The organism is Mesorhizobium tianshanense, from assembly GCF_007830515.1.
In the GTDB taxonomy this organism is placed as follows: domain Bacteria; phylum Pseudomonadota; class Alphaproteobacteria; order Rhizobiales; family Rhizobiaceae; genus Mesorhizobium; species Mesorhizobium tianshanense.
The window spans coordinates 1-12,695 of sequence record NZ_VLKT01000109.1 but is presented as its reverse complement, the minus strand read 5'-3'; the positions used below and the strand labels follow the sequence as shown (position 1 = coordinate 12,695).

Annotated in this window: 10 protein-coding genes and 3 pseudogenes; 4 read left to right on the top strand and 9 right to left on the bottom strand. The window is 58.8% G+C overall.

Annotated features, from left to right (window positions below; all coding sequences use genetic code 11):
* Positions 1-382 precede the first annotated feature (382 nt).
* Positions 383-612 (top strand): annotated as a pseudogene (locus IQ26_RS37865) (helix-turn-helix domain-containing protein); the annotation flags it as partial.
* Between the two features lie 86 nt (positions 613-698).
* On the opposite strand, the gene IQ26_RS37860 reads toward IQ26_RS37865, so the two are convergent.
* Genes IQ26_RS37860 through IQ26_RS37835 form a run of 6 tightly spaced genes read right to left on the bottom strand, consistent with a single transcriptional unit; the run spans position 699 to position 6,893 of the window.
* Positions 699-1,535: a carbon-nitrogen hydrolase family protein gene (locus IQ26_RS37860; protein ID WP_145723438.1), complete on the bottom strand. Its 837-nt coding sequence runs from the start codon at positions 1,533-1,535 to the stop codon at positions 699-701.
* Positions 1,532-2,548 carry an ABC transporter ATP-binding protein gene (locus tag IQ26_RS37855; RefSeq protein WP_167522731.1) on the bottom strand — a complete coding sequence of 339 codons (1,017 nt, stop codon included), beginning with the start codon at positions 2,546-2,548 and terminating at the stop codon, positions 1,532-1,534. The genes IQ26_RS37860 and IQ26_RS37855 overlap by 4 nt, the downstream gene beginning before the upstream one ends.
* Entirely contained in the window at positions 2,545-3,582 is a 1,038-nt protein-coding gene (locus tag IQ26_RS37850) for an ABC transporter ATP-binding protein (protein WP_162458191.1), read from the bottom strand. Before IQ26_RS37850 ends, IQ26_RS37855 begins: the two co-directional genes overlap by 4 nt.
* Complete coding sequence (locus tag IQ26_RS37845; protein ID WP_162458190.1) at positions 3,557-4,393, bottom strand: ABC transporter permease; 837 nt, start codon at positions 4,391-4,393, stop codon at positions 3,557-3,559. The genes IQ26_RS37850 and IQ26_RS37845 overlap by 26 nt, the downstream gene beginning before the upstream one ends.
* Before the next feature lie 5 nt (positions 4,394-4,398).
* Positions 4,399-5,346: an ABC transporter permease gene (locus tag IQ26_RS37840; protein WP_145723434.1), complete on the bottom strand. Its 948-nt coding sequence runs from the start codon at positions 5,344-5,346 to the stop codon at positions 4,399-4,401.
* Between the two features lie 47 nt (positions 5,347-5,393).
* Positions 5,394-6,893 (bottom strand): ABC transporter substrate-binding protein, encoded by a 1,500-nt coding sequence (locus IQ26_RS37835; protein ID WP_162458189.1) that lies wholly within the window; start codon positions 6,891-6,893, stop codon positions 5,394-5,396.
* A 349-nt stretch (positions 6,894-7,242) separates the two neighbouring features.
* Here IQ26_RS37835 and IQ26_RS37830 point away from each other — a divergent pair.
* Positions 7,243-7,921 (top strand): annotated as a pseudogene (locus tag IQ26_RS37830) (aldehyde dehydrogenase family protein); the annotation flags it as partial.
* A gap of 600 nt (positions 7,922-8,521) precedes the next feature.
* Positions 8,522-9,742, top strand: coding sequence for an ATP-grasp domain-containing protein (locus IQ26_RS37825; RefSeq protein ID WP_145723432.1), 1,221 nt, complete (start codon positions 8,522-8,524; stop codon positions 9,740-9,742).
* Between the two features lie 571 nt (positions 9,743-10,313).
* On the opposite strand, the gene IQ26_RS41770 is transcribed toward IQ26_RS37825, so the two are convergent.
* Positions 10,314-10,652, bottom strand: coding sequence for a hypothetical protein (locus IQ26_RS41770; protein WP_407660234.1), 339 nt, complete (start codon positions 10,650-10,652; stop codon positions 10,314-10,316).
* Between the two features lie 238 nt (positions 10,653-10,890).
* Between IQ26_RS41770 and IQ26_RS37820 the strand changes: the two genes are divergently transcribed.
* On the top strand, positions 10,891-11,232 hold the full coding sequence (locus tag IQ26_RS37820) for a pyridoxal-phosphate dependent enzyme (RefSeq protein ID WP_407660233.1): 342 nt from the start codon (positions 10,891-10,893) through the stop codon (positions 11,230-11,232).
* 97 nt (positions 11,233-11,329) lie between these two features.
* On the opposite strand, the pseudogene IQ26_RS40925 reads toward IQ26_RS37820, so the two are convergent.
* Together IQ26_RS40925 and IQ26_RS37810 are read right to left on the bottom strand one after the other, a co-directional pair.
* Positions 11,330-11,458 (bottom strand): annotated as a pseudogene (locus tag IQ26_RS40925) (LysR family transcriptional regulator); the annotation flags it as partial.
* Between the two features lie 49 nt (positions 11,459-11,507).
* Positions 11,508-12,695, bottom strand: a 1,188-nt coding sequence (locus IQ26_RS37810; RefSeq protein WP_145723431.1) for an ATP-grasp domain-containing protein, incomplete at its 5' end; no start/stop codon positions are given.

Below are 12,695 nucleotides of genomic sequence, written 5' to 3'. Positions count from 1 at the left end.
CTTTGCATCGACCGCGTAGACGACCCTGTACCCGGCATACGAACGAACGAGCATGGACAGAAAGGACGACTGCCTTGCACTCACCCCCTTGACGGCCGAGCGATTAGACGACCCGCTTCTTTGGGAATCCTACGATTCTCTCAAAATAGGAAACGCTCTAGTGCCTCCGCAAGAAGACATCACAGCTTGGATCTAGGGAGGATGCTGAGCGGAGTACAGGGCTTCTTCATACCTCTCGTGCTCCCGCTATTACCATGCTCCCTCCGCGTCCATGCGCAATCCTCTTATGTCCGACTAGAGCACGTCCTGCGATCAATGAATCGATTGTGATGTGACGTTGGGCTGCGCGGGTGATTCAACATCCCCTTTGATGAGGTGGATGATGGGAAGAGCACTGAGCGACGATCTTCGATCCCGGGTCTTGAAGGCTTCGGACGCGGGCATGTCGGCCCGGCAGGCGGCGGCGCGGTTCGGCGTCGGCATATCGAGTGCGATCCGGTGGATCGCACGGGCGAAGATCGGCGAGCGGACGCGCCGCGCCCGCAAGGCCGCCGACGCGCGTCCAGCCTTGATGCACACGAAGCCTTCATCGTCGGGCTGATCGATGAGCGAGGCCCGCGGTAATTTACCCCGGCTGCGGGCATGCTTCCTTTGTCCAGCGGAATTCCGTGCCGTCGCTCCACAGGGTCGCAGCAGCTTCATCGAGCATTAGCTGATGCCTCCGCCAATTCGGAAAGTAGCCATGGCTGGACGTCTCGGAATGTCATCCAATGCCGCCGCGTATGGAAGGATTGCTCCAAATCGATGGTAGCCACGAGAAAATCCTCCTCATCAAACTTCGCTTCGGCGACGATCTGCCCGAAAGGATTGACGATCTTGCTTCCGCCGAAGAAGGAGAAGTCTTTCTGCTTACCGACGGTGTTGCAATAGGCTGTCCACATTACATTCTCCGACGCGCGCTGGCGTAAGGTATTAGCCCAACCCTCACAATCGCCGGATGGGCCAGCCGAGATCACCAAATTCAGAACTGCGCCGCGCATTGCATAGAGGCGCGTCAGCTCAGGGAAGCTGGCATCATAGCAAATCTGGAGGGCCACCTTGCCGAAGCGGGTGTCGAACACAGGTGCGCTGCGGCCTGGGGCGAAGTAGACACCTTCAATATAGGGATGGAAGGTACCCAGATGTATCTTGTCGTACCATCCGATTACGCCTTCCGGCCCCAGGAAACAAAGAGAATTATAGCATAGGTCTGGGAACCCTTCCGATCTGCGCCCCATGCCCATGACGATGTGGAGATTGTGCTTCTTCGCGACCTCACCCAATCGGTCCGTTGAAGGACCGGGTATAGTCTCCGCCAGTTCGGCGAAAAGCTCGTCGGCGCGATAGCCTTGGAGATGGAGCTCTGGCAGCATCAGGATGTCGGCACCGGCCGCCTTAGCCTTGTCAGCTGCCTCGATAGCGCGTGTCAAGTTCGTCTCTGTATTGCCGACCTCGGGAGCCAGTTGCGCGAGGGCTATTGTCAGTTTGCTTTTCATATCATGACCTTGCCTGCTTGAGACTCAGCAATTTGGGATTGACTGGAAAGGAGATGGCAGGCGGCCCAGCCGCCGCCAGCGGTGCGGTGATAAGGTGGAGGAAAAGTCTCGCAGATCGAGCCCATTTTCACTGGGCAGCGTGTATGAAACGCGCAACCGCGTGGCGGCGATATGGGATCAGGCGCCTCACCGCGCAATAGGATGCGTCTTTCCGCGCGGGCACCGAATCGGCCCGGGACTGCCGAGATCAATGCTTTGGTGTAGGGATGGCTCGGCTGGCGCATTACTGAGGCGGTCGGCCCCTGCTCGACGAGGCGGCCCAGATACATAACGCCGACCCGCTGGCAAAAGTAGCTGACAACAGAAATATCATGAGAAATCAACACGAAGCCGAGTCCCAGCTCCTTGCGCAGTGATCGCAGGAGGTTCAGGATCTGAGCTTGGATGGATACGTCGAGCGCGGAAACTGGCTCATCGGCGACGATCAGACGTGGTGACAATGCGATCGCGCGGGCGATGCCGATGCGTTGGCGCTGACCGCCCGAAAGCTGATTGGAATATCGGTCGATATGGGCTTCGCCGAGCCCAACCCGCGCCAGGATTTCGAGGATTCTGACGCGATCGCTCGGCAACCCGTATGTGATGAGCGGCTCGCGCACGATCTGCTCTACCGTGAGGTAGGGGTTGAGCGACGATTTCGTGTCTTGAAAGACCATCTGCACTTCGCGCCGTAGCGGCCGCAGCGCAGCTTCAGACAAATGAGTTATATCCAGCCCATCGATGAGAATCCGCCCCGCTGTCGGTCGCAGCAGCCGCATGACCGAAGCTGCTATGGTCGATTTCCCACTGCCGCTCTCGCCGACAATGCCGAAGGCTTCGCCGGAAGCGACCTCAAACGAGACGCCATCGACTGCCTTCACCTGGCCCATCCGGCGCCGCGACGCGAGTAGGCCGCGCCGAGTGGCAAAGTGCACGTGCAGGTTCTCCACCTTCAGAAGAGGCTCGTCGCTCACGGCAATACCCCGTCGGTAAGAGAAGGCGTCACGAGCCCGGGAAGAGTGAGCTCGGCGGCGCGAAAGCACAGCGCATCTTGAACGACGCCGAACGTCTGCCGCGGCGGTGACTGCTCGGTGCATCGAGCCTGCGCATAACCGCACCGATCGGCAAAGCGGCAGAGAGCCTTGGGATCGATGACGGTGGGAACCGTTCCTTCGATTGTATCAAGCGGCGCGTCGCCATCCCTCGCGGCCGGCATACACCCGAGAAGCGCGCTGGTATAGGGATGGCGAGGCCGGTCGAACAGCTGTCCGGCGGTCGCGTGCTCGACGACCTGGCCGGCATACATCACGTAGACCCGCTGACACAAATCGGCGACGATGCCGAAATCGTGCGAGATTAGAAGCAGTGATATACCATCGTCCCGGACCAAACGGCGGAGCAATTCCAATATCTGCGCCTGGATGGTGGTGTCGAGCGCGGTGGTCGGTTCGTCGGCGATCACGAGACTGGGCCCGCAAGCGATAGCCATGGCGATCAGGATCCGCTGGCGCATGCCTCCGGACAGCTCAAACGGGTAGGCTGCAGCGACCCGTTCGGGTCCGGCGATCCCGACGTGGTCAAGCAGCTCGAGAATGCGGCCGCGGATCGAGCGATCGGAAAGATTCGTATGCCGCCGGATCACGTCGCGAATCTGTGTCCCGACGGGAAACACTGGATTGAGCGCTGTTAACGGCTCCTGAAACACCATAGACATGGCGCTCCCCCGCATCCGGCCACGCTCTTCGGCAGCCAGCGCTTGAAGGTCTTGGCCCCGGAAGCGGATGACACCCCTGGAAATCACGGCAGGAGCCGACAGCAGCCCCATGATCGCGTAAGCGGTCAGAGTCTTGCCCGAACCGCTCTCGCCAACGACGCCGACGATCTCGCCGGCCCCGACCGTGAGATCGACGCCGTCCACTGCCAGCAGGTCGCCCCGGCGCGTCGGGATGCGCACCTGCAGGTCGCGGACCTCGAGCAGAGGATCAGTGGCCGCGCTGATAGGGATCAATCGCATCTCGCACCCCGTCGGCCAACACCAGAAAGCAAAGCACGATCAGCATGATCGTCACACCGCCGGAAATCGAAATCCAAGGCGCTTGGATCATATAGTCGCGGCCTTCCGCGACGATATTGCCAAAAGACGCGGCCGGCGGCGGAACGCCGAGCCCGACGAAGCTTAGGCTTGCTTCCCCTAGCACCGCGAAGGCGAAGGTGAGCGCGCCCTGCACCACGATGCCTCCGAGCACATTCGGCATGATGTGCCGCGCCGCGATTACCGGCGGGCGGACACCAATCAGCTTGGCAGCGGCAACATAAGCTTCGGTTCGGACGGTGATCACCCGACTTCGGACCATCCGCACGAAAATTGGCGTCAATGCGACGGTCAACGCGATGATCGTGCTGTCGAGCCCTGAGCCGAGCACTGCGATCAATCCCAAGGCCAGGACCAAGTCTGGAAACGCCATCATCACGTCGGCCGCACGCATCGTGACGGTGTCGGCAATGCCGCGAAGATAACCGGCAACAATACCCAGCGCCGTGCCAATCAGCCCGGACAGCAGCGTGACAGAAAGGCCCACAATCAACGAATTGCGCGCACCGAAGATGAGGCGGCTCGCGAGATCACGTCCGAACTCGTCGGTGCCGAGCCAGAATCGGTGGGACGGCGGATCGAGCGTGACTCGTAGATTTTGCACATTTGGATCGTGTGGCGCGATGAGCGGTGCGAAAATGGCGATCAGGATGAACACGGCAAGACCTACCGTGGCCGCCAGCAGTACTCGGTTGCTGCGAAGATTCCTGAGAAATTCCCCAAGCACGCCGGCTACTCCCTTGCGGTCCTGGGGTCGATCGCCGCGCACAGCAAGTCGACGCACAGATTGGCAAACGCGAACACAAAAACAACCGTTAGCATGGTTCCCTGCACCACCGGATAGTCACGCGATAACACGGCGTTGACCATAAGCCGACCGATACCGGGGATGGCGAACAGGTTCTCGATGACGATTGCGCCGCTCATTAAGTAGCCGATCTGAATACCGATCACCGTGACGGTCGGAATCAGCGCGTTGCGCATGGCGTATTTCCATAACACCAGCCGCTCGGCCAAGCCGCCGGCGCGCGCCGTGCGGATGTAATCCTGATTAAGCACGTCGACCAGGCTGTTCCGTGTGGTCTCCATGATCATCGCCGCATAGCCCGATCCAAGCGCGACGGCCGGTAAGACCATGTGGGAGAAATGCTGACCCAGATCATCGAGCGGCGATACATAGCCGAACACCGGCAGCCAACCGAGCCGCACACTGAAGAGCAGCATTAGCATCAGACCGAACCAAAAGCTCGGCATGGCAAGCCCGATCAACACGACCAGGCGGCCGACATGATCGCCTATCGTATTGCGGCGTGTCGCGGACATGACACTGATCGGCAGCGCAATCAGCACCGCGAGGATCAACGCGTAGAGACTGAGCAACAAGGTGGTCGTTACCCGCTCGCCGAGAAGCTCAAGCACACTCTTGCTCAGCAGGATGGAGTGACCGAGATTGCCAGTCAGCGCGCGCCCCACCCAAATCAAGTATTGCTGCCATAAAGGATCATTAAGACCGAGCTCTCGGCGCAAGGTTTCGACGGCCTCGGGAGTCCCCTGGGGGCCTAGCATCGCACGCGCCGGATCGCCGGGGATCACATGGATGACAAGAAAAATGACGACCGTGGAGCCGAACAGAATGAACAGCATCCACCCGAGGCGCTTCGCTAAATAGAGCACTCCCATGTCGCGTCACCACATCGTGGGTCGGGTGCCGCGCGCCCGCCGCCGTTTCAAGACAGCCAGCATTCGTCGAACGTGCCTGCCGACTCGTCACGGAAGCGGTATCCATGAACGTTCGCCCGCATGCCTTCGACCAAGTCAGGATACACGAGGAAGGCTACGCAGCATTCCTCCATAAGCATCCGATTGGCCTTGTTGTAGAGGTCGACGCGCTTTTCCACGTCGTTCTCCGTGCGCGCATCTTTGAGCAGTTTGTCGACTTCGGGATTGGTGTAGTTATTGATATTGTAGACTTCGCCCGTCACGAATTGCTTGTACATGAGTTCGTCGGGATCAGCGCCACCGCCGGTCATCGACGAATTGCCAAACCAATATTCCTTGGTGCCGTAGAAGTATTGGGCGAAGGTGTTGAAATCGGGTTTCTCGATACGCAGCTTGACGCCGAGTGCGCTGATCTGGTCGGCGATCGCATCGCCAATTTGGCCCCAGGGGCGCTCCGTGAAGGTGTCAAAGCGTAGCTCACTCTGGAAGGGGAAGTCCGCTTCCTTCAGAAGCGCTTTGGCACGATCGGGATCGTATGTCTGGAACGGTATGTCGCCGTTGTCTCTGAAGTAGGGGGAGAAGCCGGAGGAGAGTGCGCCCTGTGCCGCTTTTGCATAGCCACGATATACGCCCTTTGCCATGGCTTCTCGGTCGAGCGCCATGGAAAACGCTTGGCGGACGCGCTTGTCGGTGAAAGGCGCTCGCATGACGTTGAAGGCCAGAAAATCCCAGATCGTCGAGGGCGCCGAAAGTACTTGAAGGTCCGGATTGTACTTCATCTGCTCGGCGAAGGACGGGCTGGTCTGGATCATGTAGTCCAGGCTGCCGGTCTGCAGTGCCGCGAACTGCGTCGACTGCTCGGGCATGATCCGAATCTCGATACCGTCAAGCCAAGCTGGGGTTCCGAAATACTTGTCGAAGCGCTCCAGTATCACTTTGTCGCCCCGCGTGTACGAGACGAATTTGAATGGACCCGTGCCGATGGATCTCTTCAATGGATCCTGTCCCATCTGTTCCGTGATCGCCTTTGGCGACATTATCCCGAAATAGGACCGGCGCATGTAGCCGAGCAGCGGCGCGAACGGGTGATCAAGGTGGAGCTTCACCGTGTACTTGTCGACCACGTCGATGGTCTTGATCACGGCGAAGTCGGCTCGCTTCGGCGACGCGGTCTCAGGATTGATGATCCGCTCAAGATTGAACTTCACGGCGTCAGCGTCAAACTCGGTGCCGTCGTGGAACAGCACGCCTTTGCGCAGCTTGAAGATGTAAGTCAACGCGTCTGGCTGTTCCCAGGACTCGGCCAGATCAGGCTCGATCTCACGCCGCTCATTCACATTGACCAAGCCGTTATAGGCGAGATAGCCGATGCGCGTGGTCAGCAGCGAGTCCACCTTGTGCACGTCGAATGCAGGGGCGAAGGGCTCTTCCGAAGTGGCTGCCCGTAACACCCCCCCGCGGCGTGGCGTCTCGTCCGCCGCGCGCACCTTCGGCAATCCCGCCAACATCACTGTGCCGCCGGCTGCGCCGACGAAAGTCCGTCTGGTTAACGTCATGCCGCCTCCCGTCGCCTAGAGGAAATAGTTTATCTTAGGCAAGTTTTTTCTTTTCATACCCATGTTTTCCCTAAAAGACAAGAGCCAATTGTGAACCGGTTGCAGTCGGAGACGCAGCCCATGAACCTGCTTCCTAGCTCGTCAACAAAATTCATTCGCAATCGAGCACCGTCTATGCTTGCGCGGCGTGAGAATCGGACCATGCATCGATAGATTAATACACGGCAATGACGCCCCCGGCGTGTTCAACGCGGCCTAGAGGCCCTGCTGTTCGAGGTCGGCACGATTCCCTTCCCGGCTGGTCAGCCTCGATCTGGTCGGCAATGCGCCTTTCATCGTTTTCGATGATGCCGATATCGCCGCTGCGGTTGACGGCGCGATCCAGGCGAAGTTCTGCAATGCCGGCCAGACCTGCGTTTCGGCGACCCGCCTTTATGTCCACGATGAGTTCGTCGAGAATTCGTGGAGAAAGTCCGGCACTTATCGGTTGGCGACGGCTTTGCTCCCGGAGTGGACATCGGGCCGCTCATCGACAAGCATGCTCTGGCCAAGATCGAGTCGCATATCGCCGATGACGTCGTCAAAGGCGGCATGATTCAATGCGGAGCCGAACGTATCGGCAAGGATGGCACGTTTTTCGAACCCACGGTCCTCACCGAGATTTCCAGCGTGATGGCGGTTGCGCAGGAGGAGACCTTCGGGCCGCTGGCGCCGATCATTCGCTTCGATGATGCGGATCAGGTCGTGCGTGAGGCTTACGACACGATCTACGGCCTCGCCGCCTATTTCTATGTCTCAAACCTGAAGCGTGTCTGGTGTGTGGCCGAGGTATTGGAATATGGCATGGTTGGAATCAACACGGGACGCATGTCCTCGGAAGCGGCACCTTCGGCGGGATAAAACAGTCCGGCACGGGAGGGTTCCCGCCATGGGCTCGAAGACTACCTCGAAATGAATACCTCTGCATGGGCGGGATCTGAAGCATCTGCTTGCGCGGTTCGCAGTAACCGAGCGAACGACCTCCGAATACGTGAGGGCATCGATCCGGCACGCGAACGGAGTGCGCCCGAAAGGTTGTTCGCAGTCATCTCTACCGTGACGGCGAAGAGCTCGTTCCGATGGAATAGAGCCACCCCCTCGGCGCGAATAAAACAACAACGACGCAAAGCGGCTGCATTCCCAGGCGCTCGGTTCATCGAGCGCCGTTTTCCCCTCAACCGCCGGGCCTCCGCGCAGAAATGACAATGCCATTGAAGACGAATGTGCCCGCCGCAAGCGCTTCGGACGAAGCACCTTGCTGCCGCCGGATGACAGTGCTCGCCAAAGAAGTCGACTGTGTCACCAACATTGTTGATTGCACGGCAAAGATCCAGCCCGACGCAATCTCCTGAAGATGGAGAACACCGCCGGTAACCAATCCGTTGCAACAGATCCTTCAAATCAATTTACAAGATCTTTACGATCGCCAGTCGCTGACAATGGTACCTTCTCCGCAAGTCTGAGGTCAGGCACGGCTGAAAGAGTTGAAACCGGTGTACACTCAGATCGTCTCATAGCACGCAACGAAGGGTTAACGGCCAATGGCGAAAAGAACGCTCATACTCGTCGAAGGCACAAGGAGCAATGGTCTGCTATACGTGAAAGCAGCCCAGCGTCTTGGTCTTCATCCAATTACCCTATCGGCTGATCCCGCTCAGTACGACTATCTTGCGGCGGAAGGCATTGAGGCAATCCGTGTCGATACAAAAAATCTCGATGCGCTGATCCGCGAATGTTCCCAGCTGCGTGCGACCTATGACCTTGCTGGCATTACGAGTGCTGGGGAGGTGGTCTATGCGACAGTTGGCAAGCTCTGCTTGCATTTCGATCTACCGGGACCGAACCCTGAATCGATTGAACGATGCTGCGACAAATTCACTCAACGTCAGCTCCTCTCGGAGGCCGGCGTTCCAATCCCCGCTTATCGTTTGGCCGCGAATGCGACAGACGTGGAAAGCGCTGCGGCGGAGATCGGCTTCCCGGTGATTCTCAAGCCAGCCGTAGGCCGCGGCAGCTACGGGGTCCGATTGTGCCGCGACGTCGACGAGTTGGCCGAACATACGACCTTTCTGTTGGGCGGGAAGCACATTTGGGGGTCTGCCCCGAGGATACTGGTCGAAGAATACGCCCAAGGCCCCCATTATATGGCCCACATTATGGGAAATAACGCAGTTGGGATTGAGGCCGCTGACTTCGGCCCCCCACCGCATTTTGTCTTTCGTGAAGGCATCTTTCCGGCACCGCTGAATGATGACGAGCACAAGCGCATCGCCGATATTTCGCTGAGCTGTTTGCGAGCTCTCGGCCTTGGCTGGGGGCCAACGTGCATTGAACTGCGGTGGACGATGCGTGGCCCAGTCGTGATTGAAGTCAATCCGCGCCTTGGTGGCGGTCCTCAACCGGTTCAGCTGGCTTACGGTATCGATCTCGTCACAGAGCACATCAAGCTTGTCATCGGCGAGGAATGGGATCTGCGCAAAAGGCATTCGCACATTGCGGCTTGGCGATCCCTACTTCCTGATCGCGATGGCATCCTCGATTGGATCGACGGCGACAGCCTGGCGGCTGCTGTACCAGGTGTCGCCGAGGTCAAATTCTATATTGAACCCAAGGAGCCGATCGTCAGGAAAGGCGATTACCGAGACTCTTTGGGGTACGTTATCGCTATTTCACCCAGCCGTGCTCAGACCGAAGCAATACTTCAGCGTGCCGTGGACTTGATCGATTGGTCGATCATACCGTTTCCGACCATGTGCCCATAGGAACAATCTGATCTAAACCCTTCAAACTGGAGCGCTTAGATCTATAATTTGCAGAGCTGGGTGGTGTTTTCCCTTGCGCATCGTTCAGCGCTGGCCACACCATCGCCCTTTCTACAGCCTGGCCGCGGTTCCGCCGAGCTCTGGCCGATCGATCTCAACGAGCGCCGGGTGTTGCGCCGGTCTGTCCGATGAGAGCCAGCATCCTGCGCTCAAGCCCTTGCCCAGCCGAGTGCTACGTCTTTGCCGAATGGCGCATAAGGCGCGGCGGTTATCACGTCGAGATCGACCGCTACTATTTATCTGTCCTCCGCCGCTTCGCCCGCGAGCAGCTTGAGGCGCGCGCCACGACCGCCGTCAAGCTGTTCCACAAGGGCAATCAGCGCGCAGATCACGCCCGCCGGTATAGCGTTGAAGTCGTCGCGGTGGTGGCGATGGGGCCATGCTTCAGACGATCTTCTCGCGCTAGGTCGATCCGCTGCAGTCGGCCGTGGTCAGGGCCTGCGCGCTCAAGGCAGGCAATTTCGACGCGCTGAAAGTTATTCCCGACACAGCCAACGTTGGCGGAACGCCTTTACGCCCGAGGGGCTCGAGCAGATTTGAGGCGGCGACCGGCCGCTGGGCGCGAATACCTGCTGACGGAGTTTCCACCGTCCACAGCTGGGCGCCGGCGCTCCTGGGTGTGGCCAGGGAACGGACCAGCGAAGGACGACCCGGGCATGCTGTGCAGTCCACAGACTGTATCGACCGGGAAACGCTCGACGAACCCGTCTACGGCCATCGCCATCGCGCCACCTTGCTCGGCCGATTGAAAGACGAAGTGGACAGTACGGGAAAGTCCTGCGATGCCGAGAATACCCCGGCCACTCCTAGCGGCATCGCCATGTTGCCCGCCATGCCCGCAGGCATGCATTTTGCAGAGGACGGTGGAGTTCCAGGGCTGGACTCCCCATCCTCCGGCATAGGAGCGCGTCCATATTGGCGGTGAGCCCCATGCCCGCCTCCCCTCGCCCCACCGCAAGATTTCCATCTGGCCCGTCCGCCGAGCCCGAGCGAACCTGCAGGCCCAACGCCTCCCGCTGTTCGGCTGCGACGGCGTTCGAACGGGCTTCCTCGCAACACGATCAGGACACGAGCGCAGTGACGACCGGTTGCGCGACCTTCGATACCGAACAGGTACAGCGGCAAAGACGCAACGAACGCGCATTGCCTCATCAGAATTGTCGCGCCACAGCTATGTTTTGCGTACGCCGTTAGCTCTTTCTCCAACCCTCCCGCAAATCTGTGGCTCTTCCGCTGGTTTGAAGCTTGAAGTTTATCAGGCGACGGGCAGCTTCAAACTGCGTGGCGCGACCAATGCAATACTGTCTCCCCACGCTGCTGATCGAATGAAGGGCGTGACAGCTCCCTCCACGGGAAATCCTGGTCGAGCGCTCGCTATGCTGCCCGCGCTGTTTGGAGCATCGAGATCACTGAAAGATCCTCATCTCTGACGGCCCGGCCAAAGACCTGTCAGAATTCCCAAAGAAGTTGACTGTAATTGAGTAATCAGAAAATCTTCGAGGACTTATCAAGCACCACGGCCGGTCGAAGCAGGGTCAGATCGCCTTCTGGCCACTCAGCGACGCCAAAAGGGATCGCGGCATTGATGGTCTCAAGACGGAAATCGAACGGCGATAATCTAGTGACCAGATTGATGGTGATGCCGGGATTCGTTGAGGAAGCCGAGCAGCGGCGACCGGCACCAATGTTCGGCGACGATCACCTCTCATCTGTCGCTGCCTGCAGATTGTCTCTGTTCGTCAACGGCTGGAAAAGGGGTGATCGACCAATCGATCAAGTCGACGGCGCGCTGAAGCATTGCTTCGGTCTGAGCACGGCTGGGTGAAATAGCGATAACATACCCCAAAGAGTCTCGGTCGTCACCCTTCCTGACAATGGGCGTCACTGGTTCAACATTCAATTTGACCTCGGCGACACCTGGTACAGCAGCCGCCTGAGTGTCGCCGTCAATCCAATCAAGGATGCCATCGCGATCAGGAATCAGGAACCGCGCAGCCGCAGTGTGCGAATGCCTTTTGCGCAGATTCCATTCCTCGCCAATGACAAGCTTGATGTGCTCGGTGACGAGATCGATACCGTAAGCCAGCTGAACCAGTTGAGGATTGGTCCTTCCCGCAAGGCGCGGATTGACTTCAATGACGACTGGGCCACGCTTCGTCCACCGGAATTCAATATTCGTTGGCCCCCAGCCAAGGCCGAGAGCTTGCAAACAGCTCAGCGAAATATCGGCGATGCGCTTGTGCTCGTCATCCCTTAGCAGGGCTGGGTAGGTGCATTTATGAATGACGAAATGCGGTGGGGGGCCGAAGTCAGCGGCGCAAATCCCGATGACTTCATTCCCCATTACGTCTGTCCAATAATAGGGGCCTTGGGCGAATTCTTCGATCAGTATCCTCGGCGCGGACCGCCATATGTGCTTCCCGCCCAACAGATAGGTCGTATGTTCGGCCAACTCGTCGACGTCGCGGCACAATCGGACCCCGTAGCTGCCGTTGCCTACGGCTGGCTTGAGAATCACCGGGAAGCCGATCTCCGCCGCCGCGCTTTCCACGTCTGTCGCATTCGCGGCCAAACGATAAGCGGGTATTGGAACGCCAGCCTCCGCGAGGAGCTGACGTTGAGTGAATTTGTCGCAGCATCGTTCAATCGATTCAGGGTTCGGTCCCGGTAGATCGAAATGCCGGCAGAGCTTGCCAACTGTCGCATAGACCGCCTCCTTGGCGCTTGTAATGCCAGCAAGGTCATAGGTCGCACGCAGCTGGGAACATTCGCGGATCAGCGCATCGAGATTTTTTGTATCGACACGGATTGCCTCAATGCCTTCCGCCGCAAGATAGTCGTACTGAGCGGGATCAGCCGATAGGGTAATTGGATGAAGACCAAGACGCTGGGC